At 75.4% G+C, this 25995-nt stretch carries 20 protein-coding genes and 1 rRNA gene; 8 read left to right on the forward strand and 13 right to left on the reverse strand.

The genetic code is table 11. The features are described 5' to 3' along the window. Together GTY84_RS14070 and GTY84_RS14075 are read right to left on the reverse strand one after the other, a co-directional pair. Positions 1 to 76: ribosomal RNA gene (locus GTY84_RS14070) — 16S ribosomal RNA — on the reverse strand; the annotation flags it as partial. 544 nt (positions 77 to 620) lie between these two features. After that, entirely contained in the window at positions 621 to 1628 is a 1008-nt protein-coding gene (locus GTY84_RS14075; protein WP_161226601.1) for a stage II sporulation protein M, read from the reverse strand. Between the two features lie 152 nt (positions 1629 to 1780). On the opposite strand from GTY84_RS14075, the gene GTY84_RS14080 reads away from it, so the two are divergent. After that, a complete protein-coding gene (locus GTY84_RS14080; protein WP_161226602.1) occupies positions 1781 to 2890 on the forward strand; it encodes an RDD family protein in 1110 nt (369 codons plus the stop codon). A gap of 130 nt (positions 2891 to 3020) precedes the next feature. Here GTY84_RS14080 and GTY84_RS14085 read toward each other — a convergent pair whose 3' ends face one another. From GTY84_RS14085 to GTY84_RS14125, 8 genes are all read right to left on the reverse strand, one after another. Beyond that, the gene (locus GTY84_RS14085) at positions 3021 to 3635 is read right to left on the reverse strand and encodes a hypothetical protein (RefSeq protein ID WP_161226603.1); all 615 of its coding nucleotides are present in this window, start codon (positions 3633 to 3635) and stop codon (positions 3021 to 3023) included. Between the two features lie 158 nt (positions 3636 to 3793). Next, positions 3794 to 5251 carry an adenosylhomocysteinase gene (gene ahcY, locus GTY84_RS14090; protein ID WP_161226604.1) on the reverse strand — a complete coding sequence of 486 codons (1458 nt, stop codon included), beginning with the start codon at positions 5249 to 5251 and terminating at the stop codon, positions 3794 to 3796. Between the two features lie 322 nt (positions 5252 to 5573). Continuing rightward, on the reverse strand, positions 5574 to 6557 hold the full coding sequence (locus GTY84_RS14100; protein ID WP_161226605.1) for a cation diffusion facilitator family transporter: 984 nt from the start codon (positions 6555 to 6557) through the stop codon (positions 5574 to 5576). 200 nt (positions 6558 to 6757) lie between these two features. Further along, on the reverse strand, positions 6758 to 7909 hold the full coding sequence (gene manA, locus GTY84_RS14105) for a mannose-6-phosphate isomerase, class I (protein WP_161226606.1): 1152 nt from the start codon (positions 7907 to 7909) through the stop codon (positions 6758 to 6760). Positions 7910 to 7980: 71 nt separating this feature from the next. Next, entirely contained in the window at positions 7981 to 9108 is a 1128-nt protein-coding gene (locus tag GTY84_RS14110; RefSeq protein WP_161226607.1) for an SIS domain-containing protein, read from the reverse strand. Positions 9109 to 9424: 316 nt separating this feature from the next. Further along, a complete protein-coding gene (locus GTY84_RS14115; protein WP_161226608.1) occupies positions 9425 to 9595 on the reverse strand; it encodes a Trm112 family protein in 171 nt (56 codons plus the stop codon). Between the two features lie 371 nt (positions 9596 to 9966). Continuing rightward, positions 9967 to 11331 carry a phosphomannomutase/phosphoglucomutase gene (locus GTY84_RS14120; protein WP_161226609.1) on the reverse strand — a complete coding sequence of 455 codons (1365 nt, stop codon included), beginning with the start codon at positions 11329 to 11331 and terminating at the stop codon, positions 9967 to 9969. 118 nt (positions 11332 to 11449) lie between these two features. Further along, the gene (locus GTY84_RS14125; protein WP_161226610.1) at positions 11450 to 11872 is read right to left on the reverse strand and encodes a DUF3499 domain-containing protein; all 423 of its coding nucleotides are present in this window, start codon (positions 11870 to 11872) and stop codon (positions 11450 to 11452) included. A 504-nt stretch (positions 11873 to 12376) separates the two neighbouring features. On the opposite strand from GTY84_RS14125, the gene GTY84_RS14130 reads away from it, so the two are divergent. Continuing rightward, the gene (locus GTY84_RS14130) at positions 12377 to 12835 is read left to right on the forward strand and encodes a metallopeptidase family protein (RefSeq protein WP_161226618.1); all 459 of its coding nucleotides are present in this window, start codon (positions 12377 to 12379) and stop codon (positions 12833 to 12835) included. Between the two features lie 479 nt (positions 12836 to 13314). On the opposite strand, the gene GTY84_RS14135 is transcribed toward GTY84_RS14130, so the two are convergent. The 3 genes from GTY84_RS14135 to GTY84_RS14145 form a co-directional block, all read right to left on the reverse strand. Next, positions 13315 to 14799, reverse strand: a complete 1485-nt coding sequence (locus GTY84_RS14135; RefSeq protein WP_161226611.1) for a DUF5719 family protein — start codon at positions 14797 to 14799, stop codon at positions 13315 to 13317. Further along, on the reverse strand, positions 14796 to 18548 hold the full coding sequence (locus GTY84_RS14140; RefSeq protein ID WP_161226612.1) for a glycosyltransferase family 2 protein: 3753 nt from the start codon (positions 18546 to 18548) through the stop codon (positions 14796 to 14798). Before GTY84_RS14140 ends, GTY84_RS14135 begins: the two co-directional genes overlap by 4 nt. A gap of 207 nt (positions 18549 to 18755) precedes the next feature. Beyond that, complete coding sequence (locus GTY84_RS14145) at positions 18756 to 19019, reverse strand: WhiB family transcriptional regulator (protein WP_003975777.1); 264 nt, start codon at positions 19017 to 19019, stop codon at positions 18756 to 18758. Between the two features lie 687 nt (positions 19020 to 19706). Between GTY84_RS14145 and GTY84_RS14150 the strand changes: the two genes are divergently transcribed. The 6 genes from GTY84_RS14150 to GTY84_RS14175 all read left to right on the forward strand — a co-directional run. Beyond that, a complete protein-coding gene (locus GTY84_RS14150; protein ID WP_161226613.1) occupies positions 19707 to 20234 on the forward strand; it encodes a cysteine dioxygenase family protein in 528 nt (175 codons plus the stop codon). A gap of 44 nt (positions 20235 to 20278) precedes the next feature. Then, entirely contained in the window at positions 20279 to 21238 is a 960-nt protein-coding gene (gene cofD / locus GTY84_RS14155) for a 2-phospho-L-lactate transferase (RefSeq protein WP_161226614.1), read from the forward strand. Next, positions 21235 to 22542: a coenzyme F420-0:L-glutamate ligase gene (locus GTY84_RS14160; RefSeq protein WP_161226615.1), complete on the forward strand. Its 1308-nt coding sequence runs from the start codon at positions 21235 to 21237 to the stop codon at positions 22540 to 22542. Before cofD ends, GTY84_RS14160 begins: the two co-directional genes overlap by 4 nt. Before the next feature lie 586 nt (positions 22543 to 23128). Continuing rightward, positions 23129 to 24133 (forward strand): DNA-3-methyladenine glycosylase 2 family protein, encoded by a 1005-nt coding sequence (locus GTY84_RS14165; protein ID WP_161226616.1) that lies wholly within the window; start codon positions 23129 to 23131, stop codon positions 24131 to 24133. 56 nt (positions 24134 to 24189) lie between these two features. After that, the gene (locus GTY84_RS14170) at positions 24190 to 24951 is read left to right on the forward strand and encodes a TIGR03089 family protein (RefSeq protein ID WP_161226617.1); all 762 of its coding nucleotides are present in this window, start codon (positions 24190 to 24192) and stop codon (positions 24949 to 24951) included. A 347-nt stretch (positions 24952 to 25298) separates the two neighbouring features. Further along, positions 25299 to 25995 (forward strand): LCP family protein (locus GTY84_RS14175; RefSeq protein ID WP_345943430.1); only part of this gene is annotated, 697 nt, incomplete at its 3' end.

The raw sequence follows: 25995 nt of genomic DNA on the forward strand, positions 1-25995 counted from the left end.
CGGTTCATCGTTCGACTTGCATGTGTTAAGCACGCCGCCAGCGTTCGTCCTGAGCCAGGATCAAACTCTCCGTGAATGCTTTTCACGGGAGCGGAACAACCGGAGGAATAGTCCGGTCGTTCACAGCGTCCTCGCTGTGTGTTTCAAAGGAACCTCAACCCGGTCGGAGATCCGATCAGGTCGGGGTATCAACATATCTGGCGTTGACTTTTGGCACGCTGTTGAGTTCTCAAGGAACAGACGCTTCCTTTGTACTCACCCGAGATACTCTCTCAGGCTTTCCTCCGGGCGCTTTCCCTTCGGTCTTGCTTTTCCGACTCTATCAGATCTTTCCGACCCGATTTCCTCGGTGCTTTCCAGGTTCCCGCTTCCGCGTTTCCCTTTCCGGCGGTTCCGACCCTATCAGAGAATTTCCGCCGGTCTTACCGGCTTCCATTCCGATTCATCGGGAGAGCTTCCGCGAATTCTGCGATTCCGGAGGCTGATAGTTTCGTCAAGTCGCCCTCTGGGGTGAACCCGTCTACAGGCAACTGTTCAAATCTACCTCCCCGAGCGCTCCGTGTCAACGGCTCGTCCGGGAACGATGAGGACACTAGCAGGTCATCCGGCGTACACGCACATCAGGCGGCCATCGGCAGCGTCGCGCTGCGCTCGGACTCCTCGATGTCACCCGTGTCGCCGGCGCGGGCGGCGCGTCCGCCCAGGACGAAGACGTACGCGAGGAACGCCAGCTCCACCGCCACCCCGATGGCGACGCGGGCCCAGGTGGGCAGGCCGGACGGGGTCACGAAGCCCTCGATCGCACCGGAGACGAACAGCACCAGGGCGAGCCCGATCGCCATGCCCAGGGCGGCGCGGCCCTCCTCCGCCAGCGCGGTGCGGCGGGTGCGCGGGCCCGGGTCGATCACGGTCCAGCCCAGCCGCAGTCCCGTACCGGCGGCCACGAAGACGGCGGTGAGTTCGAGCAGCCCGTGCGGCAGGACCAGGCCGAGGAAGGTGTCGAGGCGGCCCGCGGACGACATCAGGCCGAGGCCGACCCCCAGGTTGAGCATGTTCTGGAAGAGGACCCAGAGGACCGGCAGTCCCAGGAAGACGCCGAGGATCAGGCAGAGCGCGGCGGCCCAGGCGTTGTTCGTCCAGACCTGCGCGGCGAAGGAGGCCGCCGGGTGGGAGGAGTAGTAGGTCTCGTACTCGCCGCCGGGGCGGGTCAGCTCCCGCAGTTCGTCGGGCGCGGCGATGGCGGACTGCACCTCGGGGTGGGTGCCGATCCACCAGCCGAGGAGGACGGCCACGGCCGTGGACAGCAGTGCGGTGGGCACCCACCAGTGGCGCGCGCGGTGGACGGCGGCCGGGAAGTCGCGGGTCAGGAAGCGGGTGGCGTCGCGCCAGGAGGCCCGCCGGGTGCCGGTCACGGTGGCCCGCGCGCGAGCCACCAGCCGGCTGAGCCGCCCGGTGAGCTGCGGGTCGGGGGCGCTGGACCGGATCAGGGAGAGATGGGTGGCGGTGCGCTGGTAGAGGGCGACGAGTTCGTCGGCCTCGGCACCGGTCAGCCGCCGGCCGCGCCTGAGCAGGGCGTCGAGGCGGTCCCACTCCGACCGGTGGGCGGAGACGAAGACGTCGAGGTCCATCGTGGCCTGCTCCTCGGCTCTCGTCGGAGGCTCGCGCGGATCATTCTGTCGTGGATCAGTCCGACGCGGATCAGCTTGTCGTATGGGATGCGTTCCGGATCAGCTTGGCAGACTGGGCCGGGACCACGGCGTTCGGGGAAGGGCGGCATGCGGTGAGCGAGCTGGTGACGGGCGAGGCGGTGGCGCTGGAACTGCGTCCGGCGCGGCTGCCCAGCAGGGCGCTGGCCGTCCTGGTCGATCTGGCCGCGGCCCTGGTCGTCTACGTGGGCGTGGGTGTCGGTCTGCTGACCGCCACCGCCTCCCTGGACACGGCGGCCCGGACCGCGTTGTCGATCGCGGCGTTCGTGCTGGTACTGGTGGGGGCGCCGGTCGCGGTGGAGACGCTGAGCCACGGGCGGTCGCTCGGGAAGGCTGCCTGCGGTCTGCGGGTGGTGCGGGACGACGGGGGGCCGATCCGGTTCCGGCACGCGCTGGTGCGCGGGCTGATCGGGGTGGTCGAGATCCTGATGACGTTCGGCGCGGTCGCCTGTGTCGCCTCGCTGGCCTCGGAACGCGGGCGGCGGCTCGGCGACGTCTTCGCGGGGACGCTGGTGGTGCGGGAGCGGGTGCCCTCGGCTCCGGCCGGGTTCGTGCCGCCGCCCCCGCCCTGGCTGGCCGGGCGGTTCTCGGAGCTGGACCTTTCGGCGGTCCCGGACGGCCTGTGGCTCGCCGTCCGCCAGTACCTGACGCGGAGGGGGCAGCTGGACCCGGCGGTCGGCCGTGCCATGGCCGACCGGCTCGCCGCCGATGTCGCGGTACGGACGGGCACGCCCGCTCCCCAGGGCGTTCCGGCGGACGCCTATCTGGCGGCGGTGCTCCAGGAGCGGCAGGTCCGGGAGGCCCGGCGGACCTTCGGCGCCGGGGGTGCCGGGAGTGCCGGCGCGGGCCGCGGGACGACCCCGTACTTCGGAGGGCCCGCCCACGCGGCTCCGGGTCCCGCCCCCGGCGCTGCTCCGTACGGGGCCCCAGGTGCTGCTCCGTACGGGGCTCCCGGTGCTACTCCGTACGGGGCCGCCGGCGCGGCTCCCGGCGCGGCGCACCCCCAGGACCCCGCCACCCCGGCCGGTCCCGCCGGGGCCCCCGCGCCGCCGTTCTCCGCGCCGCGGCCCTCCGCTCCCCCGCAGGGCGGTTCCGGCGCCGCTCCGGAGGCGGGACGGTCCGGTGAGGAAAGGGGCCCGGACTCCGGCGGACGGCCCGGGACGGGCTTCGTCCCGCCGGCATGAGCTGCCCCCACCCGGACGGGGCGCGGCCGACGGTCGGCGCGGGTGAGGCCCGGCGCGGGTGACGCCCGGCGCAGGCGACGCCCGGCGCGGGGGACGCGCGCGGCTGGCGCCCGGTGGTGCGCGGCGGGGCTCAGGGGAAGGCCGACGGCGGCGACTCCAGATCCTCCAGCTCGACTCCGGGGGCCGCGAGCACGACGTCCCCGGCGAGGTGCACGCTGTACCGCTCCCCCGTGTCGAGGGCGGTGACCTCGTACTCCTCCACGACGAGGGGGCCGCTGTCAGTGGGGTGTGCTTCGCTCTTCAGCAGGGCCCAGGACTGGTCCACGGTGCGGGGGGCGAGGACCGGTTCCGTGAGGGCGACGAGGCGTACCCGGGTGGCGGCCGCGGAGGGGGTGAGGCGCAGGAGGCGGGCGGTGGCGACGAGGAAGGCCGGGGAGCCGCCGGTGAAGGCGTGGGCGCGCACATTGCCCTCGGCCGCGTCGGCGCCGGCCGGGTCGGTGCGGACCCAGGTGACACCGTCCAGCGCCGCGCCCCGCACCTGCCAGCCCGCGGCGCGCAGTTCGAGCCGGATCGGGCGGCCCAGTCCGTCCAGGGCGAGGTCGACGGAGCCCCGCTGCTCCCCCTCGGGTGTGGTCAGCCGGGAGACGTAGCGCCAGCCGGAGGGCCCGGGGGCGCACTGGAAGTGCTCCTCCGCGAGGAGGGTGTGGTCGTGCGGATCATGGAGCGCGTAGCGGCCGCTGGGCATGGAGGTCCTGGGTCGTGACGGTCGGCCGGGCCACCCTCCGGTGGTCCGGCGACGGGGCAGGCCCCCGGCACGGGGGTGCGGGGGCCTGTTTCCGGGCTCGGGGCCGGCCGGAGGGGGTGCCGTCGGGTACGGCGCCCCCCGGGCCGGTGTGCAAGGGCCTAGTAGCGGTAGTGGTCCGGCTTGTAGGGGCCCTCGACCTTGACGCCGATGTAGTCGGCCTGCTCCGGGCGGAGGGTGGTCAGCCTGACCCCGAGGGCGTCGAGGTGGAGGCGGGCGACCTTCTCGTCGAGGTGCTTGGGCAGCACGTAGACGTCGGTCGGGTACGCGTCGGGCTTGGTGAACAGCTCGATCTGGGCCAGCGTCTGGTCCGCGAACGAGTTGGACATGACGAACGACGGGTGGCCGGTCGCGTTGCCCAGGTTGAGCAGGCGGCCCTCGGACAGGACGATGATGACCTTGCCGTCCGCGAAGGTCCAGGTGTGGACCTGCGGCTTCACCTCGTCCTTGACGATGCCCGGCGTGGCGGCCAGGCCCGCCATGTCGATCTCGTTGTCGAAGTGGCCGATGTTGCCCACGATGGCCTGGTGCTTCATCCGGGCCATGTCGGAGGCCATGATGATGTCCTTGTTGCCCGTGGTGGTGACGAAGATGTCCGCCGTCTCCACGACGTCGTCGAGCGTCGCGACCTGGTATCCGTCCATCGCGGCCTGCAGCGCGCAGATCGGGTCGATCTCGGTGACGATCACGCGGGCGCCCTGGCCGCGCAGGGACTCCGCACAGCCCTTGCCGACGTCGCCGTAGCCGCAGACCACGGCGGTCTTGCCGCCGATCAGGGTGTCCGTGGCGCGGTTGATGCCGTCGATCAGGGAGTGGCGGCAGCCGTACTTGTTGTCGAACTTCGACTTGGTCACCGCGTCGTTCACGTTGATCGCCGGGAAGAGCAGCGATCCCTCGCGGTGCATCTCGTACAGGCGGTGCACGCCGGTGGTGGTCTCCTCGGTCACGCCGCGGATCTCCGAGGCCAGCCGGGTCCACTTCTGCGGCTCCTCGGCGACCGTTCGGGTCAGCAGTTCGAGGATCACCCGGTGCTCGTCGGACTCGGCCGTGTCCGGGGAGGGGACCTTGCCGTCCTTCTCGTACTCCACGCCCTTGTGCACCAGGAGGGTGGCGTCACCGCCGTCGTCCAGGATCATGTTCGGGCCGCCGGTGGGGCTGTCCGGCCAGGTCAGCGCCTGCTCCGTGCACCACCAGTACTCCTGGAGCGTCTCGCCCTTCCAGGCGAAGACCGGGACGCCCTGCGGGTCGTCCGGGGTGCCGTTCGGGCCGACGGCGATGGCCGCGGCGGCGTGGTCCTGGGTGGAGAAGATGTTGCACGACGCCCAGCGGACCTCGGCGCCCAGCGCCACCAGCGTCTCGATCAGCACGGCGGTCTGCACCGTCATGTGCAGGGAACCGGTCACCCGGGCACCGGCCAGCGGCCGCGTGGCCGCGTACTCCTCGCGGATGGCCATCAGGCCGGGCATCTCGTGCTCGGCGAGCGTGATCTCCTTGCGGCCGAACGCGGCCAGGGAGAGGTCGGCGACCTTGAAGTCCTGTCGGCTGTCGACAGTCGTCATTACGGGCTGCTCCTCGGATCGGGGGCGAGGTGGGATCGGCTGATCTGCGCGGCGGCGGACACAGGGTGCCCCGGACGGGCACGGGCATGCCCGCGTACGCGCAGCGCAGTCCGTCGGAGGCCCTCTCTCCCTCGGACGGTCCCGCGGGACCGCCCGACCGCCATCAGCAGCGACGTCTGGCTCCGTCCCAAGCTACACCGGCGGGCCGTCCGGCCCCAGCCCGCCCGGGGGAGGAGATCCGGACAGGTGCCGCCGCGCGCGGAACGCGCCGGGCCCCGCCGCGGGAGTGCGACGGGGCCCGGCGGACGGGAGGACGGGGAGGTCAGTGATCCCCGGAGGGGCGGCCGGCCGGGCCGCCCGGGGTGGCGTCGGGGTCGGCGCCCCGGGCCGCTTCGGCCTCGCTGTAGATGTCCGGTTCGAGGTAGACGGCGCGGGCGATCGGGACGGCCTCGCGGATGCGGGCCTCGGCGGCGTCGATGGCCGCGGCGATCTCGGTGGCCGTGCCGTCGTGGCGGACGGCGATCTTCGCGGCGACGAGGAGTTCCTCGGGGCCGAGGTGGAGGGTGCGCATGTGGATGAGGCGGGTGACGGTCTCCCCGTCGACGGTCGCGGCCTCGATCCGGCGGACCTCCTCGGTGCCGGCGGACTCACCGAGCAGCAGGGACTTGGTCTCGGCGGCCAGCACCAGGGCGATCAGGATGAGCAGCACACCGATGCAGAGGGTGCCGACGCCGTCCCAGACGCCGTCGCCGGTGAGCAGGGCCAGGCCCACGCCGCCGAGGGCGAGGACGAGGCCGACCAGGGCTCCGAAGTCCTCCAGGAGGACGACGGGCAGCTCGGGGGCCTTGGCGCGGCGGATGAAGTCCTTCCAGGAGAGCTGGCCGCGCAGGGAGTTGGACTCCTTGATGGCGGTGCGGAAGGAGAAGCCCTCGGCGATGATGGCGAAGACCAGGACGCCGACCGGCCAGTACCAGTGCTCGATCTCGTGCGGGTTCTTGATCTTCTCGTAGCCCTCGTAGAGGGCGAACATGCCGCCGACCGAGAAGAGCACGATGGAGACGAGGAAGGCGTAGACGTAGCGCTCGCGGCCGTAGCCGAAGGGGTGCTGCGGGGTGGCCTCGCGCTGGGCGCGCTTGCCGCCGACCAGCAGCAGCGCCTGGTTCCCGGAGTCGGCGAGCGAGTGCACGCCCTCCGCGAGCATCGACGACGAGCCGCTGAACGCGAACGCCACGAACTTCGCTACCGCGATGGCGAGGTTGGCGCCGAGTGCCGCCATGATCGCTTTGGTGCCGCCTGACGCGCTCATGTGTCGCGTGGTTCCCTTCGCATCGGTCCGCGTGTCCGCACTCCGCGCGCCGGTTGCGCGCGTACGCCCTCCGGGCCGGGCCCGGAACCGCGGTGCTCCGTACTTACGCGGTGGGACATTGTCGCAGCCCGGCCCGGGGGCCGCGGGCCGGGCCGACGGGAAGGCGCCCGGACGGGCGGGCCGGCCGCTGGAGGGCGCGGTCAGACGGGGACGGTGGCGCGGAACAGCGTGCCGGTACCCGCGACTTCGGCCCGCTCGCCCGCCGGGACGAAGACGGACCGGCCGGGGGTGAGGCGGTGCCCGCCCGCCCGGACGGCCCCCTCGACGCACAGCAGGATCTGCGGGGCGTCCCGGGTCAGGTCGCGGGGGGCCGCCGTGCCGGTCAGCAGGTACCGGGAGAGGCGGAACTCCTCGGCCGGGGTGTCGTACGGCTCCTCGCCGTCGGGGGTGGCCTCGGGGCGCAGGACGGCGGGGCGGCCGGACTCGAAGCGGACGACGCGCAGGAGTTCGGGGACGTCGACGTGCTTGGGGGTGAGGCCGCAGCGCAGGACGTTGTCGGAGTTGGCCATGATCTCGACGGAGAGCCCGTCGAGGTAGGCGTGCGGGACCCCGGCGCCCAGGTAGAGGGCCTCGCCGGGGCGGAGCCGGACGTGGTTGAGGAGCAGCGCGGCGAGCACCCCGGGGTCACCGGGGTAGTGGCGGGCGATCCCGGCGTAGGGCGCGTGGGCGCCGCCGAGGAGGGCGCACGCCTCGGCGGTCTCCTCCACGGTGCGGGCCATGGCCTCGGGGTCGGCGGTGAGGACGGCGGTGAGGGCCTCGCGGAGGGCGGCGTCCGCGGGCCGGGCACGCAGCAGGTCGGCGTAGGGCTTGAGGGAGGGGACTCCGAGGGCGTCGAGCAGGTCGGCGGTCTCGGCCGGGGGGCGGAAGCCGCACAGGCCCTCGAAGTCGGTGAGGGCGCAGACGAGTTCGGGCTTGTGACCGGCGTCGCGGTAGTTGCGGTGGGGGGCGTCCAGGGGGATGCCGCGGCGCTCCTCGTCCGCGTAGCCCTCGCGGGCCTGCTCCCGGTCGGGGTGGACCTGGAGGGAGAGCGGGGCCCCGGCGGCCAGCAGCTTCAGGAGGAAGGGCAGGCGGGGGCCGAACCGGGCGACGGTGGCGGGGCCGAGTTCGGCGCCGGGGTCGGCGTCGATGAGCGCGGCGAGGGTGCCGTGATCGGTGCGGGAGGGGGCGCCGGGGTGGGCGCCCATCCACATCTCCGCCTGCGGTTCGCCGGTGGGCTCGGTGCCGAGCAGGGCGGGGAGGGCGGTGGTGGAGCCCCAGGCGTAGGGGCGGACGGTGTTGTCGAGGCGGTACATGGGCTCTCTCTGACGGTGCGTTTCCCCCGTACGGGACGTGCGTGGGCGCGTGTACGGAGTGTGCGTAGAGGTCAGGCGCCCGAGGCGAGCGCCAGGTAAACGGCGGCGAAATCCGTGATGGCGATCAGTTCCGCCAGGGTCTCCAGTTCGCCGCCCGCCTCGGGTTCGAGCTCGCTGATCGGCGTGTCGTGGCCGAGGGCCAGTTCGCGGGCGGCGGGGGCGGCGGTGAGGCCCCCGGTGGGGCGGTCGCGCAGCAGCACCACGCGCGCGTGCAGGGCGGGGGACTCCTCGACGCGGTCGCGGAAGAAGTCGTCGGGGTCGGCGCCCGCGGCGAGGCGCCCGGCCAGCAGGGCGTTGTGCGCGTCCAGTGCCTCGGGCAGGGCGGCGACGACGGCCGGGGCGCCGGCGAGTTCCGCGAGGGCGGCGGCGAAGCGGCGGCCGGCCGGACCGGCCGAGGTGCCCTCGGTCCACACCACCGGGAGGGATTCGGCCAGTTCGGCCGCGAGGGTCTTGGCGGGGTTGCCGTAGGCGGGGACGGCGGGCCCGCAGCGCTCGGCGACCCGGTCGAGGCGGTCCGCGACGCGGTCGACGGCGTCGGGCGGCGCGTCGAGCAGACCGGTGCGGTCGAGCAGGGCGAGCAGCGGGGTGAGCAGGGCCCACAGGACGCCGGGGGCGGCTCCGGCGAGCGGCTCGTCGTGGTCGTAGGGGGTGGTCGCCATGGGGATGAGCAGACCCCGGGAGCCGTTCACGGTCTCGCTGAGCGGGGAGCCGCCGGGGGCGACCGCCACGACGGTGCAGCCGCGGCGGTAGGCCTGTTCCGCGAGCAGGGCGAGGCCGGGCTCACCGCCGTCGGGGGTGGTGATCAGCAGGAGGTCGACGGAGCCGGCCCAGCCGGGCAGTTCCCAGCGCAGGGCGCCCGCGGCGGGGGCCACGCCGGTGGGGGCGAGGCGGATGACGGGGCTGCCCGCTCCGGCCAGAGTGCCGAGGAGGTCGGCGGCATGGGTGGCGGCGGCCCCGGGACCGGCGATCAGGACGGCGCGGGGGCGGCCGTCCGGCCGTAGGGCGCCGACCCCGGCCTCGGCGGCGTGCCGGGCGGCGGTGCGGACCCTGGCCCCGGCCTCGGCGGCGCCGCGGAGCAGGCCGCGGCGGTCGGCCCTGGTGAGGCGGTCGGGGTCGTCGAGCAGCGATTCGTCGAGCATGGCGGCAGTCTCCGATCGCCGGTGGCGTTCGTTCGGTTGCGCGGGCGCCCGGTCGTCGGCTGCGGGGCGCCGGCCGTCGGTCCTCTTGGGGGGCGTGGTTCGCCGGGGCCGCGTGACCCCGTGGGGGTGCGTGACCCCTCGGGGGCGGGCGATCCGGCGGGGGTGCGGTGGCCGGGAGGGCGCGCCGGGTGGTGCGCGGCGTCGGGCGCGCGGCCCCGCGGGGCGGCGCGGACCTCGCGCGCGGGGGCGTGCGCGGACGGCGCGGCGGGGGCCGTGCGGCCGGTCGCGGGGCGGCGGGCCTCACCGGTCACGGCGACTACTCGGGGCGGCGGGCCTCGTCGACGAGGAGGACGGGGATGCCGTCGCGGACCGGGTAGGCCAGGCCGCAGTCCCCGCCGGTGCAGACCAGCTCGGCGTCCTGCTCCGTGAGGGGGGCGTGGCAGGCCGGGCAGGCGAGGATCTCCAGGAGGCCGGCTTCGAGCGGCATGAGGGTTCCCTTCGGGGCGGTGCGGTACGGGCTGATGTGCTGGTCAGGGTACCGCCGGTCGGGAGCGGGTGTCGGGCCCTCCGCGCGCCGGGCGCGGCACGGGGGCGGGGCCCGCCCGCCGGAGGTACCGGACGGGGGGCGGGCCGGTCCTGGTGGGACGGGGCGGGACCGGGTGGGACGGGGCGGGGCCGGAGGCGACGGGACGGGGCGGGGCCGGAGGCGGGCCATGGCCGGGTCCGCCCGGCCGGAGATGGGCGAGCGGCCCGGCCGGAGGCCGGCTAGGGAACCGGCCCGGCCGGAGGCGCGCGTGCGGGGCGGACCGGGCCGTGCGGTCGCGGACCGGGCCGTGCGGTCGCCGACCGGACCGTCGGCTACGCGCGGATGATCGCCAGGGCCTCGTCCCGCACCTTGGCCATCGTCGCCTCGTCGCGGGCCTCCGCGTTCAGGCGGAGCAGCGGCTCGGTGTTGGAGGGTCGGACGTTGAACCACCAGTCGCCGGCCGTGACGGTGAGGCCGTCCAGCTCGTCCAGGGCGACGCCGTCGCGCCCCTCGTAGGCGGCCCGGAGCGCGGCCAGGCGGGCGGTCTGGTCGGCGACGGTGGAGTTGATCTCCCCGGAGCCGGCGTAGCGGTCGTACTGGGCGACGAGGGCGGAGAGCGGCTCCGGCTGTCCGCCGAGGGCGGCGAGGACGTGCAGGGCGGCCAGCATGCCGGTGTCCGCGTTCCAGAAGTCACGGAAGTAGTAGTGCGCGGAGTGCTCGCCGCCGAAGATCGCCCCGGTGCGGGCCATCTCGGCCTTGATGAAGGAGTGGCCGACGCGGGTGCGGGCCGGGGTGCCGCCGTGCTCCCGGACCACCTCGGGCACGGACCAGGAGGTGATCAGGTTGTGGATGATCGTGCCCTTGCCGCCGTTGCGGGCCAGCTCGCGGGCGGCCACCAGGGCGGTGATCGCGGACGGCGGGACCGGGTCGCCGTGCTCGTCGACGACGAAGCAACGGTCGGCGTCGCCGTCGAAGGCGAGCCCGAGGTCGGCGCCCTCCTCGCGGACGCGCCGCTGGAGGTCGACGAGGTTGGCCGGATCGAGCGGGTTGGCCTCGTGGTTGGGGAAGGTGCCGTCCAGTTCGAAGTACATCGGCACCAGGTCCACCGGCAGTCCTTCGAGGACGGTGGGGACGGTGTGGCCGCCCATCCCGTTGCCCGCGTCGACGACGGCCCTCAGCGGCCGGATGCCGGTGAGGTCGACCAGCGAGCGCAGGTGGGCCGCGTAGTCGCCCAGCGTGTCGCGGTGCCGCACGGTGCCCTGGCGGGCCGCGGGGGCCGGGGGGCCCTCGGCGGTCCAGCGCTCCACCAGGGCGCGGATCTCCGCGAGTCCGGTGTCCTGGCCGACCGGGGCGGCGCCCGCGCGGCACAGCTTGATGCCGTTGTAGCGGGCCGGGTTGTGGGAGGCGGTGAACATGGCGCCGGGCAGGTCCAGCGCGCCGGAGGCGTAGTAGAGCTGGTCCGTGGAGCACAGGCCGATCAGGACGACATCGGCGCCGAGGGCCGCCGCGCCGCGGGCGAAGGCGGCGGAGAGACCGGGCGAGGACGGCCGCATGTCGTGCCCGACGACGACGGCGTCCGCGCCGGTCAGTTCGGCGAAGGCGGCGCCGAACAGCTCGGCCGTGGCCTCGTCCCACTGGTCCGGGACCACCCCGCGTACGTCGTACGCCTTGACGATCTGCGACAGATCAGCAGCCACGGCCAGCCTTCCTCGAAGTCCTGTGGATGCCCACAAACTACCCGCAGGCGTCGGCGGACCGGCGCGCGGTGCCCCGGGCGGCGCGGAAGGAGGGGACCCCGCTCGGCGCGGACCGGGCTCAGTTGTCCGGTGAGCGCAGGACCCGCAGGTGGCCGCGGCGCGCGACCTCCCTCGGATCGGCGGTGCGGGCCCCGCCGCCGGCCTGTGCCGCCCGCTCCTGGGGGCGGGCCGCCTCGCGCACGGCGTCGGCGAGCGCCTCCAGGTCGTCGCCGCTGGGGCGGGCCGGGGCCGAGGAGTCGAGAAGCCGGACGACCTCCCAGCCGCGCGGCGCGGTGAGGCGCTCGGAGTGCTCGGCGCACAGGTCGTAGCAGTGGGGCTCGGCGTAGGTGGCGAGCGGGCCGAGGACCGCGGTCGAGTCGGCGTAGACGTACGTCAGCGTCGCGACGGCGGGACGGCCGCAGGCGGTGCGCGAACAGCGACGTACAGGGCTCACGATGTTGGACGGTACCGCACTCTTGAGCGGGCCGCGATGACTCTCCACCAGGTCACACCTCCGTGTCGTGGCGTGAAACGGACCCTCACCCCGGTCGGCGCTCCGTGGCGACCTGCGCCGACGTCCGCTTCCGAGGGGGTGGGCGATCCCGGAACCGGTCATCACACGATACAAACAATGGCAATTGCCTTGGGCGGCGCGGTCGTCGAGGGATACCGAATCGAGTCCGACCTTGGCTTGAACGGTCATCATGTGACGTGCGTCGGGGCGCCGGGCGCGTCGTGACGGACGGTCGGGCCGCTCCCGGCGGATCCGGGGCCGGGTCCGGGGCCGCTTCCGGGGTCGCCGCGCGATCCGTCTCCCCCGCGGAGACCGGTTCCGCCTTCCCGCGGGGACCGGGTCCCTCCCGCTCGGGGCCGCTTCCCGGGCGGCTCCGCGCCGTCGGCCGACGGCGGGGGACGGGAACCGGGCGCGGGGCGGACGGGGGTGGCCGGGCGGCCCGGCGGCGACGGACCGGCGCCGGGAGCGGGCGGGGACTACCCTTCACCAGTGATGGACAACCCCGTGACGCCCCGTGATGGGGCCGGCCGCCCAGGACCCCGCCGTCGTGATCGTCACGGCCGTGGGATGCGCGGCCCGATCGCGCCGCCCCAGGTCCCGCTCGCCGCGAGCCGCGCCGACCTGTTCGCGGAGCTGGTGCAGGACTCCGTGGAACGCCTGGAACGGCGCTGGCCGCAGCTCGCCGACATCGATTTCCTCGTCCTGGAGGTGCCGCGACTGGACGGCGCGGCCGGGCAGGGCTGGAACGACGAGGCCGTGCCGCTGGGCGGAACGGTGCCCGCGCGGGACGGCGGACCGGCGCGGGTGGTGGTCTACCGGCGGCCGGTCGAGATCCGCAGCAAGGGGCGCGACGAGCGGGCCGCGCTGGTGCACGAGGTCGTCGTCGAGCAGGTCGCGGAGCTGCTGGGGCTGACGCCCGAGACGGTGGACCCCCGGTACGGCGAGGACTGACACCCGACCGCCCGGAACCGGTCACGGCCGAACGCCGGATCGGGGCGGGGCGGACGGCCGGGGCCGAGCGGACCGGCGCGACAGGGCGACACGAGAGCCGGGCGCGGCCGGGGCGCCGGAACGGCGGTCGGGTTCAACGGCGGTCGGGTCCAAAGGGGACCGCACAGGCCCCCCGGACCGGGCCTGTCCACCACACGGAGACACCCACGCCGGGCTCCGGGCTCCGGGCTCCGGGCTCCGGGCTCCGGGCTCCGGGCTCCGGGCTCCGGGCTCCGGGACGAGTGTCCGGGCCGCGCGGACCGCTTCCGGCCGTCCCTCGCACGCCGTGGGCCGTCGGCCCCCGTGGGCGGGCCGTCCCCCGCTCCCGGCGGGGCCCGCGCCTCCGCTCTCCCGGTCCCGGCCCGGCGCCGACCTCCGTGCCCCGCCCGGGACCCTCGCGGCCTCTCCCGCTCCCGGCGCGGCCGGGCCCCGCGACCTCGTCAGCGTTGCAGTACCGAGAGGTCCTGCTCCGCCCTCGGCACGGCGACCATGCCCCGGTCGTCCGGCAGGACCTGCACCGTGAAGGCCGCCGCGTCGCCGACGGGGACCGCAAGGGTGCGGGCCGCGTAGAGCGGGCCGCCGGACACCGGCTCGACGGTGAGCGCGTAGGTGCCCTTCAGCCCGGCCGGCACCGGCGCCTCCACGTCCTGGGTGGTGCCGCCCTTGACGGTGTACGTCTTCGAGGCGGCCGTCCCGCCCCCGCTGCCCGCCGAGGCGGTGACCTTCACCTGGGCGGTCCCCTCCGGCGCCGTCAGCGAGAGCGTGGTGCCCTTGGCGCGGTTGTCCGCGGCGGTGGCGCGGGCCGCGACCGGGGTGGCGGCCGGGATGAACGCCGACTCCCGGCCGTCCCCCTTGCCCCGCACCACGCGCAGCGCGGCCACCACCGGCACGGCGCCCCCGGTGGGCGTGAGCAGCAGGGACCCTGCCTCGCCCCGGGTGAGGTCACCGAGCTCCACGCCCGTCGTCATGCCCGCCTTGACGTGCACCGTCTGCTGCTGCGCGGGGGTGATCGAGCCGGACGGCGCGGCCAGGCGCACCTTCAGGTCGGCGTCGGTCCCGCCGGGGGTGAACAGCACCAGGCGCACCGCCGTGGCGTCCTTGGGGATGCCCGGCAGCACCAGGCTGCCCGCCGGGGGCGCGGCGGCCGTCAGCCAGTCGCCGCCCAGCTTCGCGTCCAGGGCCTGCACCGCGGCACCGACCCGGCCACTGCGCACCCCGATGTGCACGGTGAGGTCGTCCTCCTTGGTCTCGCCCAGGGTGGAGAGCAGGAGCGCCTGGCTGCCGTGCGGCGGCACCGTGACGCCCTCCCCCACCGTCGACTTCACCGCGCCGTCCTTGCCGTACAGCTCGATGTCGACGACGGCCGCCGAGCCGTCGGGGTTGGTGAGGTGGACGTAGTCCGTGCGGTCGGCGGAGGTGCTGGCGCCGGGGAACCAGAAGTCGGTGTCCGGCGCGGTGCAGGCGACGCCCAGCAGGCCCCGGCCGGTGCCCGCGGCGACCTCGGTGGTCTGCTGCACGGTCCAGCCCGGGGCGGAGCCGCCCTCGGCGATCCCGGCGAGGGCGGTGGCTCCGGGGCCGGAGACCTCGCCGGTGGCCGGCTTGCCGGGGGCCTGGGGCTGGACGACGGGCTTCGCGGCCTTGCCGTCCTTGCCGGTGCCGCCCCCGCCGACGGGCGCGGCGGTGAGCCGGGCACCGCCCTTGTCGCCCGCGCCCGGAGTGACGGGTGTGAAGGAGGTGTAGGCCGTCTCCGCGAGGTCGGAGCCGCTGGGCGCCGGGCACAGCAGGCTGCTGCGCTCCACGGGCAGGCGGGCGGCCGGTCCGGCGGCCTCCGGGGCGGCGGGACCGGGCGCGGCCACCGACGCGAATCCGGTGAGGGCGGCGAGCGCCGCGGTGCCCGCGATGAGGGACAGGGTTGTGCGCTTCACTGCTGGCTCCCGTCCGGACGCTCACTGCCCGGGGCGTGCGGCTGGTGGGGTGGGGCGGAGGGGTCGTACGGGGCGTCGTATCCGCCCTGCCCGTACTGCTGCGCGCCGTACGCCGGGTCGTACGCCCCGCCCTGGTCGCCGTCCTGGGCGGCCGGGGTGCCGTAGGTGTACGGGGCGGTGTACCCGCCGTCCTGGTAGGGGTCCGTCGCGTAGCCCTGCTGTCCGTAAGCGCTCTGTCCGTAGGGCGGCGGGGGCTCCTGGTAGGGCTCGCCGCCGTGGGAGCCGTAGCCGGTGCCGGTCCGGCCGGAGGCGTCCCACTCGTCGTAGGAGGGCTGGGCGGGGACGGGGGCGGGGGTCGGGTCGGGGGACGCGGGCGGGAAGTCGGGGGCCGCCGGGGCGCCGGTCTCCCAGCCCTCGGCCTCCGGGCCCGCCGCGGGCTCCGGCCCGGACTCCGCCGCGGCGGCCTCCGCCTCGGCCTGCGCGCGCAGGCGCCGGGCCCGGCGGCCCTCGCCGGCGACCGGCTCGGCCGGGGCAGCGGGCTCCTCCTCGGGCAGGTCGTCGTCGACGTCGCGGCGCCTGCCGGGCAGGGCGAGGACGACCAGGACCAGGCCGAGGAGGCCCTGGGTCCAGAGCCAGACGGTGTGGGTGAACGGAGTCTCGAAGGTGACGTCCAGCCGTCCGCCGGAGGCGGGGAGCCGGAAGCCCTGGGCCCAGCCGTCGACGGTGGTGCGGGTGAGCGGCTTGCCGTCGAGGGTGGCCGTCCAGCCCTCGGCCGCGGTGTCCGCGAGGCGCAGCACCCGGCCCTCGGCACCGGCGTCGATCCGGGTGTGGATCTCGACCGGACCGGCCGCGACGGGCTGCGGGTCGGTGTCCGCCCCGTCGCCGGATACGACGGTGGCGCGGGCGACCTCGCGGTCGACCCGCCACAGCCCGCTGCCGTCCTGCTGGCTGAGCCTGCTCAGGCCGGGGGTGGCGTCCAGGACGCGGGTCATCTCGCGGGGGGCGCCCTTGTGGACGAGGACGTAGCGCACGGCGAATCCGCCGAGCTGGTCGGCCTGGTCGGCGCCGGACCCGGCGACGAGGTTGGCGACGACCTTGTCGAGCCTGTCGTTGCCGCCGTCGGCGACCAGTTCGCCGTCGCCGAGGCGGACCCCGGAGCCGCGGACCAGCATGTAGCCGACGCGGGCGGCGGAGTCGCTGTCCAGGACGAGGGTGCGGGCCTGGTCGCGGGTGCCGCTCTCCTCGGCGACGAACGCCGGGACCTGGACGGGGTTGCGCCGCTCCAGGGGCCCGTCGGCGCCGCCGATCATCCAGCCGAGGGCCGAGACGAGCGGGCCGACGGCGCAGGCCAGGGCGATCAGGGCGGCGACCGGCTGGCGCCAGCCGAAGCTCTGCTCGGCCACCCGCGCGCGGGCCCCGTCGGCGCCGAGGACGGCGGCGGCCAGCAGCGCCAGCCCGTAGACCAGGGTGGCGGGGCCCGCCCAGGCGGAGCGGTTGGCGAGGACGGCGAGGAGAAGCCCGGCGAGTGCGGCGGCCCAGGCGGTGCGGATGCCGAGCTGCCGTTCGGAGCGCAGCAGGGCGGCCAGGGCGGCGAGCACGACGCCGAGGAGCACGAGCCCGCCGACGGTGCCGGGGCCTCCGGGGCTCACGCCGAGCAGGTCGAGGGCGGAGGCGGCGGAGGCTCCGTGGGGCAGCCCGGCCTCCTGGAGGAAGCCGGACGGGAACAGGGTCAGCGACCAGGGCGCCAGGAGCAGCAGCGGGGTGCCGAGCTGGGCGAGGAAGCGCGGCCCGTAGCCGGTGAGGTCGCCGCGGCGCAGCGCCAGCACGCCGAGGCCCAGGAGCAGGGCGATGGGCCAGACGACGGGGGTGAAGGCGGTGGTGACCGTGAGCAGCAGCGCGTACGCCCAGGTGGCGCGCCAGGTGCCGCGGGTGCCCTCGGGGGCGGTGAGGCCGGCGGCGGCGACACCCGCGCGGGCGATCAGCGGCAGGAGGACGGCGAGGACGGCGGTGCCGACGCGGCCGCCCGCGAGGGCACCGGTGGCGGCGGGCAGGAAGGCGTAGGCGACGGCCGCCCAGGCGCGCAGGAGCCGGGAGGGGACCAGCGACCGGGAGGCGAAGTAGGCCGTGACCCCGGCCAGGGGCACCGAGCCGATCAGCAGCAGGGTGAGGGCGAGCCCGGTGGAGCCGAGCAGCGCGGAGGCGAGGGTGGCGACGAGGGCGAGGTAGGGCGGGGCGGAGGCGGTGCCGCCGGTGCCCACGGTGTGCCAGGCGTCCAGGTAGCGCGCCCAGAGGTCGCCGGCCCCGGCGGGGGCGGGCAGCAGGGCGCCGCCGGCCAGGGCGCCGCCGCCCAGCAGGGCGCGGCAGGCGGCCAGGGAGACCAGCAGCAGGACGAGGAAGAGGACGGGGCCGGGCTTGCGGGCGACGCGCTTGAGCCGGGCGAACTGCTCGATCTCCAGGAAGTCGGCGTCGTCGCCGCCGGGGCCGGACTCGACGCCGCCGTGCCGTCCGGCGCCCGCGCCGGTCTCCGCTTCGGCGCTGCCGACGAGGTTGCCCGCGAACTGCTCCAGGGTGATCCGGACGGTGGCGCCGGGGGGTGGGAAGAGGGGGCGCAGCTCGCCCTTGTCGGCCTGGGGGCGGCCGCGCTCGCGGCGTCCTGCGATGACGCGCTCGGGCCGCAGCAGGACGCCGAGCAGGCCGCGGATCTCGTCGAGCGCCTGGCCGGGGGCCTTGCCGACGAGGTAGGCGACGGTCCGCAGCAGGGTGCCGAGGACGACGCGGAACAGGACCCAGGGCAGGGCGGCGGTGCGGGTGTTGACGAGCAGGGTGTGGACGGCGCCGGCCTTGTCGACCTTGTGCGGGGAGGCGGTGGTGCGGCCCGCGCAGTCGACGGTACGGCGCTCTCGGGAGGCGGCCTCGGCGTGGCGGACGACGGCGTCGGGGGCGACGAGGACGCGCAGGCCCGCGGCGTGGGCGCGCCAGCACAGGTCGATGTCGTCGCGCATGAGGGGCAGTCGGCGGTCGAAGCCGCCGAGCCGCTCGAAGACGTCCCGGCGGACGAGCATGCCGGCGGTGGAGACGGCCAGGACGGACCGGACGTGGTCGTGCTGGCCCTGGTCCTGTTCGCGGCGGTCGAGGCCGGTCCAGCGACGGCCGGAGTTGGCGATGGAGACGCCGACCTCCAGCAGCTGCCTGCGGTCGTACCAGCCGCGGAGCTTGGGGCCGACGACGGCGACGTCCTCGCGGCCCAGCTCGTACTCGTTGTCGACGACGCGGAGCAGGTGGGAGAGGGCGTCCGGCTCGGGGGCGCAGTCGTCGTGGAGCAGCCAGAGCCACTGCACGGGTTCGCCGTGCGGCAGTTCGGGGAGGTCGTAGGCGTCGAGGCGCCAGGTGCGCGCGACCGGGTCCCAGCCGCTCGGCCGCTTCAGGTACGGCAGCTCGTCGGGGGTGAGGACGGGCGCGGTGCGCGCGGCCTCCTCGACGGCCTGGCCGAAACCGGTGCGCCGGGCGAGGTGCAGCACGCGGTCGTCGCCGAGGGCCTCGGTGACCAGCCGCGCGGAGTCGTCGGCGCTGCCGGTGTCGGCGGCCACCGCGTACTGGACGGGGCGGTCCTGGCCGAGCAGGCCGGCGAGCGCGTCGGGCAGCCAGCGGGATCCGTCGTGGGAGACGAGGACCGCCGTCACCACGTGACGCGGGAACTCTGGTGTGGCGGCGAGGTCTTGGCCTGCCGCAGTGTGGCTGTGCACGGACATCGAGGTACGGGCCCCGGTTCGCTGGACTGCGGTGGACGCCTGTGCCCCTGGGGGCGGCGGGGCATCCCGGTCGGTCGACCACACTATCGGCTGCCCGGCACGACGGCCCGCCGCCTGTGGATAACCCACTCGCGACGGGCCGTTCATGACGTATGGGGAGATACCGGACGGATCACGGAGGCCCGGACCGGCCGTCGTGACGGACGGTCAGACCGCGGCCTTCTTCAGCCGCCGGCGCTCGCGCTCGGAGAGGCCGCCCCAGATGCCGAAGCGCTCGTCGTTGGCGAGGGCGTATTCGAGACACTCGGAACGGACCTCGCAGGCGAGGCAGACCTTCTTGGCCTCCCGGGTGGAGCCGCCCTTCTCGGGGAAGAACGACTCGGGGTCGGTCTGGGCGCAGAGCGCGCGCTCCTGCCAGCCGAGTTCCTCGTCCGCGTCGTCGACCAGCAGTTGCTGCACCAGCTCGGTCATGTGCGCCCCTCGTCCGTCTTTCGCGTCCCCGTGATCCGGCCGTTATCGTTTCCGGCCGAACGACACGAGTGAAATTACAAGTGTGCTGCTCCGGGCGAGTCAAGCCGGGATCTGCTATTGGGCCCCTTATTCACTCTGCGGAACCAAGGTCATGCGGTAAGTGTTCAAATCGGCATAAACCCGGGGCGCCACCAAGGGCGGCGGCGAACCCGCCCCGGCGCCCGGCGTGCACAGGGGAGGACGCACCGCCATTCGTTCCCGTTCCGTCACACGCGCCGAAGCGAGCCCGATCACATTCGGATCACGGGATCGCAACATGGGTTGTGCACCCGGCTTGTGCGCCATGTGTCCCCGAAGGCGGAGGGGCAAACCTCGTCCCCGGCAGATGAACCGGATGTGGTGAAACACGTCGCACACAACCGGACCGAGTTGACAGTGCGGGGGTGAACCGCTGTCCTAGGGGGCATGCTCGCGAACTCGGCGCTCGCCCCGACCCGCACCCCCGGGTCCCACGGTGCTGCCCTGGTCCGCTGTAGCTGTTGCCGCTGTTCCAGCTGTTGAGCCGTCCGCGCTCCGGCTGTCCCGGGCCAGTTCCGGCCCGGCTGCTCCCTCCCGCCCTCCGGGGCCTTGGCCGCGCACCGCCGCGCCTCTTCCCCGCACCCTTCCGCCGAGGAACACCCCCACCCCATGAACAGCGACAGCGACCTCCAGATCGCCGGCGACCTCCTTGAGGTCCCGCACCTCCTGCGGGCACCGCGGGAGCACCCGGAGACCGTCGCGGACTTCGTCGGTCTCGCCCGCTCCATCGCCGCCGACCGCTCCCAGTGGGAGCACCTCGTCCGCTACGACACGGCCTCGCGCTGGTACCACCGGCTGCGCACCGGGCCGGGCTACGAGGTGTGGCTGCTGTCCTGGGTGCCCGGCCAGGGCAGCGGGCTGCACGACCACGGCCCCTCCTCCGGGGTCCTGACCGTCCTGGACGGCGTCCTGACCGAGCGGACCGGGCGCGGTACGCGGGCGCTGGCGGCGGGCGCGCAGCGGGTGTTCGCGCCGGGCTACGCGCACGAGGTGGTCAACGACGCGCTGGAACCGGCCGTCAGCCTGCACGTCTACTACCCGGGCCTGACCGAGATGCCCATGCACTCCGCGCGCTGCTCGGCCGCGGCCCCGCGGGGCGCCGGTGCCGCGGAGCCCGCGTCCGCACCCGCTCCGTGACGAGTGGCTGACGCGTTGTCGTACCCGCCTGCCAGACTGGGCACATGCGCATTGTGGTTCTGGCAGGCGGCATCGGTGGTGCCCGGTTCCTGCGCGGTCTGAAGCAAGCCGCGCCGGACGCGGACATCACGGTCATCGGCAACACCGGGGACGACATCCACCTCTTCGGGCTGAAGGTCTGCCCGGACCTCGACACGGTGATGTACACCCTGGGCGGCGGCATCAACGAGGAGCAGGGCTGGGGGCGGGCCGACGAGACCTTCCACCTCAAGGAGGAACTGGCGGCGTACGGCGTCGGCCCGGAGTGGTTCGGCCTGGGCGACCGCGACTTCGCCACGCACATCGTGCGCACCCAGATGATCGGCGCCGGATATCCGCTCAGCGCGGTCACCGAGGCGCTGTGCGACCGCTGGAAGCCCGGGGTGCGCCTGCTCCCGATGACGGACGACCGGGTGGAGACCCATGTCGCCGTCGAGCTGGACGGCGAGCGCAAGGCGGTCCACTTCCAGGAGTACTGGGTACGGCTGCGCGCCTCGGTGCCCGCCGAGGCCGTCGTCCCGGTCGGCGCCGAGCAGGCCAAGCCCGCGCCGGGCGTCCTGGAGGCCCTCGCGGAGGCGGACGTGATCCTCTTCCCGCCGTCCAACCCGGTCGTCTCGGTCGGCACCATCCTCGCGGTGCCCGGCATCCGGGAGGCCATCGCCGAGGCCGGGGTGCCGGTGGTGGGGCTCTCCCCGATCGTCGGGGACGCGCCCGTGCGCGGCATGGCCGACAAGGTCCTGGCGGCGGTCGGCGTGGAGTCCACGGCCGCCGCGGTCGCCGAGCACTACGGTTCTGGCCTGCTCGACGGCTGGCTGGTCGACACGGTCGACGCGGAGTCCGTCGGTCGCGTCCGGGCCGCCGGCATCCTGTGCCGCGCCGTGCCGCTGATGATGAGCGACCTCGACGCGACGGCCGCGATGGCCCGGGAGGCGCTGGCGATGGCAGAGGAGGTGCGGACGGCGTGAGCGGCGGGGCGCCGGGCTACCGGGTGTGGGCGCTGCCCGGTCTCCCCGAGGTCCGGCCCGGCGACGACCTGGCCGGGCTGATCGCCGCCACCGGCCCCGGCCTGGCCGACGGGGACGTGCTCCTCGTCACCTCCAAGATCGTCTCCAAGGCCGAGGGCAGGATCGTGCGGGCCGCCGACCGGGAGTCCGCCATCGACGCGGAGACCGTGCGCGTGGTGGCCCGGCGCGGTCCGCTGCGCATCGTGGAGAACCGCCAGGGACTGATCATGGCGGCGGCCGGGGTCGACGCCTCCAACACCGAGCCCGGCACCGTGCTGCTGCTGCCCGAGGACCCCGACGCCTCCGCCCGGCGGCTGCGCGAGGGGCTGCGCGAGGCGCTGGGCGTCGAGGTCGGCGTGGTGGTCACCGACACCTTCGGGCGGCCCTGGCGGGCCGGGCTGACCGATGTGGCCATCGGGGCGGCGGGCGTGCGCGTCCTGGACGATCTGCGCGGCGGCATCGACGCGCACGGCAATCCGCTCAGCGCCACCGTGGTCGCCACCGCCGACGAGCTGGCCGCCGCGGGCGACCTGGTCAAGGGCAAGGCCGCCGGGCTGCCCGTCGCCGTCGTCCGCGGCCTTACGCACGCGGTGACCGGCGGGGACGGCGAGGGGGCGCGGGCCCTGGTGCGCGGCGCGCGGGACGACATGTTCCGGCTGGGCACCTCGGAGGCGGTGCGGCAGGCGGTCACCCAGCGCCGCACGGTACGGGCCTTCACCGACGAGCCGGTCGACCCCGGGGCCGTGCGCCGGGCGGTGGCCGCGGCGGTCACGGCGCCCGCGCCGCACCACACCACCCCCTGGCGGTTCGTGCTGCTGGAGTCGGCCCCGGCCCGGCTGCGGCTGCTGGACGCGATGCGCGACGCCTGGATCGCGGACCTGCGGCGGGACGGGAGGGACGAGGAGTCGATAGCCCGGCGGGTGCGGCGCGGCGACGTGCTGCGCGCCGCGCCGTACCTCGTCGTGCCCTGCCTGGTCATGGACGGCTCGCACACCTACGGGGACGCGCGGCGGGACGCGGCGGAGCGGGAGATGTTCGTGGTCGCCGCCGGGGCCGGGGTGCAGAACCTCCTCGTCGCCCTGGCCGGGGAGCGGCTCGGCTCGGCGTGGGTCTCCTCGACGATGTTCTGCCGGGACGTGGTGCGCGAGGCGCTGGACCTGCCGGCCGGCTGGGACCCGATGGGCGCCGTCGCCGTCGGACACCCCGCCGAGGAGCCCCGGCCCCGGCCGGAGCGGACGGCGGAGGCGTTCATCGAGGTGCGGTAGGGGGCGACGGGGCGGACCGGGGTGCGGTGGTCCGGGCGCGGGGGCCGGTGGTTCGCGGGCGCGGGGGCCGTGGGCGCGGGCGCCGGTGGTCCGGGCGCCGTGGTCCGGGCGCGGTCCGGTCTCCCGAGGCGCCGTGCGGCGGCGGCGCGGCACAGCGGGTCCGGCCGCGGCGNCCCGCCGCGATGGGACCGGTCACTGCGCGGATGGCGGGCCGGAGCGCGGCGGGGTCGGTCGCGATGCCGGGCGGAATCCGGGCCGGACGTGGCACGACCGCAGACCGCAGACCGCAGACCGCAGACCGCAGACCGCAGACCGCAGACCGCAGCGAAACGCGACCGCGGGCCACGCGGAACGGGGTGCGGACGGTGACGGACCGGACCGCGGCGGCGGCACGACCCGGCGGCCGGGACGGGGCGCCGACCGGCGGCGGGGCGCGGCGGGCCCGAGCACGGTGGGGTCGGTCACTATGCCGGGCGGGGCGCCCCGGGTGGCGTCGGCGAGCGCCTACGCTCGTAGCGTCTCCCGCTCCCCCCTCCGCCCCTCACCCCCTCCGCCCCCCTTCTCTCCCAGCTCTCCCAGGAATCCCGTGGCAGGACGTTTCTCCCCCCGGCCCCCGCGCACCGGCGTGCACGGCGGACCCGTCGCCGTGCCCCCCGCCGCGGTGCCCCGGCCGGCCCGCGCGAGCGGACGGGGGCGGACCTGGACGCCGCCCGGGCCGCTGGAACTGGGCCTGGTCCTCGGCCCGCTGCGGCGGGGGCCGGGTGATCCGACGTTCCGGGCGATGCCCGACGGTTCGGTCTGGCGGACCGGTCTCACCCCCGCCGGACCGGGCACCCTGCGAATCTCCGCGCGCGGCGGCGAGGCGCGCGGCGAGGCATGGGGTCCGGGGGCCGACTGGCTGCTGGAGGGGCTGCCGGAACTGCTGGGCGCGCGGGACGAACCGGACGCGTTCGTGCCCCGGCACCGCCTGCTGGCGGTCACGGCGCGCCGCCGGCCCGGGCTGCGGCTGACCCGGACCGGGCTGGTGCTGGAGTCGCTGATCCCCTCGGTGCTGGAGCAGAAGGTGACGACGCTGGAGGCGTACCGGGCCTGGCGGCTGCTCGTACGGCGGTTCGGGGAACCGGCGCCGGGACCGGTCCCGGTACCGATGTCCGTGATGCCGGCCGCGCGGACCTGGGCGCTGATCCCCTCCTGGGAGTGGCACCGGGCCGGGGTCGACGACAAGCGGGCGTCCACCGTCCTGCGGGCCGTACGGGTCGCCGCGCGGATGGAGGAGGCGGCCGGGATGGACCCCGTGGCGGCGCGGGCGCGGCTGGAGGCCGTCCCCGGGGTGGGCCCGTGGACGTCGGCGGAGACGGTGCAGCGCAGCCACGGGGCGGCGGACGAGGTGACCGTGGGGGACCTGCACCTGCCGGGGATCGTGGGGTACGCGCTCGGCGGCGACCGGACCGCGGACGACGCGGAGATGCTGCGCCTGCTGGAGCCGTACGCGGGGCAGCGGCACCGGGCGGCGCGGCTGGTCCTGCTGAGCGGACGGATGCCGGAGCGGCGGGCGCCTCGGATGGCCCCCCGGAGGATCGAACGGCTCTGAGGCGGCCCGGGGCCGGGGAAAGCGGCGCAGGGGCCGTCCCGCGTACGCTTGCGCGGGTGAACGCGACCGATCGCACCCCTGCCGACCTGCTGAGTTCCGCGCTCGCCGCGGACCCGGGACGCCCCCTGGTGACCTTCTACGACGACGCCACGGGCGAACGCGTCGAACTCTCCGTGGCCACCTTCGCCAACTGGGTGGCCAAGACCGCCAATCTGCTCCAGGACGAGCTGTCCGTGGAACCCGGCGACCGGGTCGCGCTGCTGCTGCCCGCCCACTGGCAGACGGCGGTGTGGCTGCTGGCCTGCGCGTCGGTCGGCGCGGTCGCCGACGTGGCGGGCGATCCGGCGGCGGCCGAGGTGGCCGTGAGCGGCCCCGACCCGGAGTCGCTGGAGGCGGCGCGGACCTGCCGGGGAGCCCGGATGGCGCTCGCGCTGCGCCCCCTGGGCGGGCGGTTCCCGCAGGTCCCGGCGGGGTTCGCGGACTACGCCGTGGAGGTGCCGGGGCAGGGCGACCGCTTCGTGCCGTACGCGCCGGTCGACCCCGAGGAGCCCGCGCTGATCGTGGCCGGACGGGAGTTCAGCGGCGCGGAGGTCGTGGAGCGGGCCCGGACGGAGGCGGCGGGGCTGGGCCTCACGGGGCCGGGAACGCGTGTCCTGTCGAGGCTGCCGTACGACACCTGGCAGGGGCTGAGCGCCGGGCTGTACGGACCGCTGGCCAGCGGCGGTTCGGTGGTGCTGTGCCGTCATCCGGAGCGGGCCGGGGAGGGCGTGCTGGACGCGCGGATCGAGGCGGAGCGGGTCTCGGTGGTGGCCGGCTGACACCGGGCCGGATCGCGGAGGGGGCGCGTCCGTTCCGGGCGCACCCCCTCCCCCGCCTCGACCGGTCCCCCCGCACCCCTTCCGGGTAAAGCGACGGCCAAGGCGGTACAAGGCACACGCAACGCCGGGGCGGGGCAGGGGGAATCCGCTGGAAGAATGGGGCGTATTGCCCGGTTGTAAGTTTCACGGAACGCCCCACCGGCGTCGCCGCGCTCCGTACCGGGCGGTTAATGTGAGCGATCCGGTGTGCCCGGCCTTGAGGTTCGCCCCGCGGCCGCGCACTCAGAGACGAGACCGGGCGCCCGGAGGGGAGGGCGCCGCGTCCCCCTACGGAGGATCGGACAACCGTGGACGCGCAAGGCCGTGGGCGTGCGGAGGGCATCGACCCCGCAGACCAGTGGGTGCTCAATCCGACCACCGGCGAATACGAACTGCGACTGACCCCATCCGCTCCGCAGCCGCCGGTGCCCGGCCCCCGCCGGGGCAGGACCGGCGGCTCCGGCGCGTCCGGCACACCCCGCTCCAGCGGCTCCGGCGCCCCCCGGGGCCGTACGGCCCCCGCCGGTTCCCCCGCCGCCCCCGCGGACGCGCCGGGCCGCGACGTCCCCCCGCCGCGCCGGAGGCGCCCCTCCGAGGAGGCACCGCCGGGACGGCGCGGGCGCAAGCGCCCGGCGAAGAAGAAGTCCCGGGCCAGGAAGATCCTGCTCTGGTCCGGCGGCACCATGGCGTTCGTGGTCCTCGCCACCGCCGCGGCGGGCTACCTCTACCTGGAGCACCTCAACGACAACATCCAGTCCGTCTCGGACGACGGCGCGAGCACCGGCGGCTTCCAGAAGGACAAGGCGATCAACATCCTGCTGATCGGCACCGACAAGCGCACCGGAAGCGGCAACGACGGCTACGGCGACAAGAACAGCGTCGGGCACGCGGACACCACGATCCTGCTGCACGTCGCCAAGGACCGCTCCAACGCGACCGCGCTGAGCATCCCCCGCGACCTCATCGTCAACGTCCCGGACTGCCCCACCACCCAGGACGACGGCA

Origin of the sequence: Streptomyces sp. SID8352, assembly GCF_009862265.1 — a bacterium.
Classification (GTDB): Bacteria; Actinomycetota; Actinomycetes; order Streptomycetales; family Streptomycetaceae; genus Streptomyces.

Coding starts and splice junctions, on each gene's coding strand:
- ahcY (WP_161226604.1), bottom strand. CDS start 5,251: ATGACGACTGTCGACAGCCGACAGGACTTCAAGGTCGCCGACCTCTCC.
- manA (WP_161226606.1), bottom strand. CDS start 7,909: ATGTACCGCCTCGACAACACCGTCCGCCCCTACGCCTGGGGCTCCACC.
- GTY84_RS14075 (WP_161226601.1), bottom strand. CDS start 1,628: ATGGACCTCGACGTCTTCGTCTCCGCCCACCGGTCGGAGTGGGACCGC.
- GTY84_RS14100 (WP_161226605.1), bottom strand. CDS start 6,557: ATGAGCGCGTCAGGCGGCACCAAAGCGATCATGGCGGCACTCGGCGCC.
- GTY84_RS14110 (WP_161226607.1), bottom strand. CDS start 9,108: ATGCTCGACGAATCGCTGCTCGACGACCCCGACCGCCTCACCAGGGCC.
- GTY84_RS14085 (WP_161226603.1), bottom strand. CDS start 3,635: ATGCCCAGCGGCCGCTACGCGCTCCATGATCCGCACGACCACACCCTC.
- GTY84_RS14115 (WP_161226608.1), bottom strand. CDS start 9,595: ATGCCGCTCGAAGCCGGCCTCCTGGAGATCCTCGCCTGCCCGGCCTGC.
- GTY84_RS14130 (WP_161226618.1), top strand. CDS start 12,377: ATGGACAACCCCGTGACGCCCCGTGATGGGGCCGGCCGCCCAGGACCC.
- cofD (WP_161226614.1), top strand. CDS start 20,279: ATGCGCATTGTGGTTCTGGCAGGCGGCATCGGTGGTGCCCGGTTCCTG.
- GTY84_RS14140 (WP_161226612.1), bottom strand. CDS start 18,548: ATGTCCGTGCACAGCCACACTGCGGCAGGCCAAGACCTCGCCGCCACA.
- GTY84_RS14145 (WP_003975777.1), bottom strand. CDS start 19,019: ATGACCGAGCTGGTGCAGCAACTGCTGGTCGACGACGCGGACGAGGAA.
- GTY84_RS14150 (WP_161226613.1), top strand. CDS start 19,707: ATGAACAGCGACAGCGACCTCCAGATCGCCGGCGACCTCCTTGAGGTC.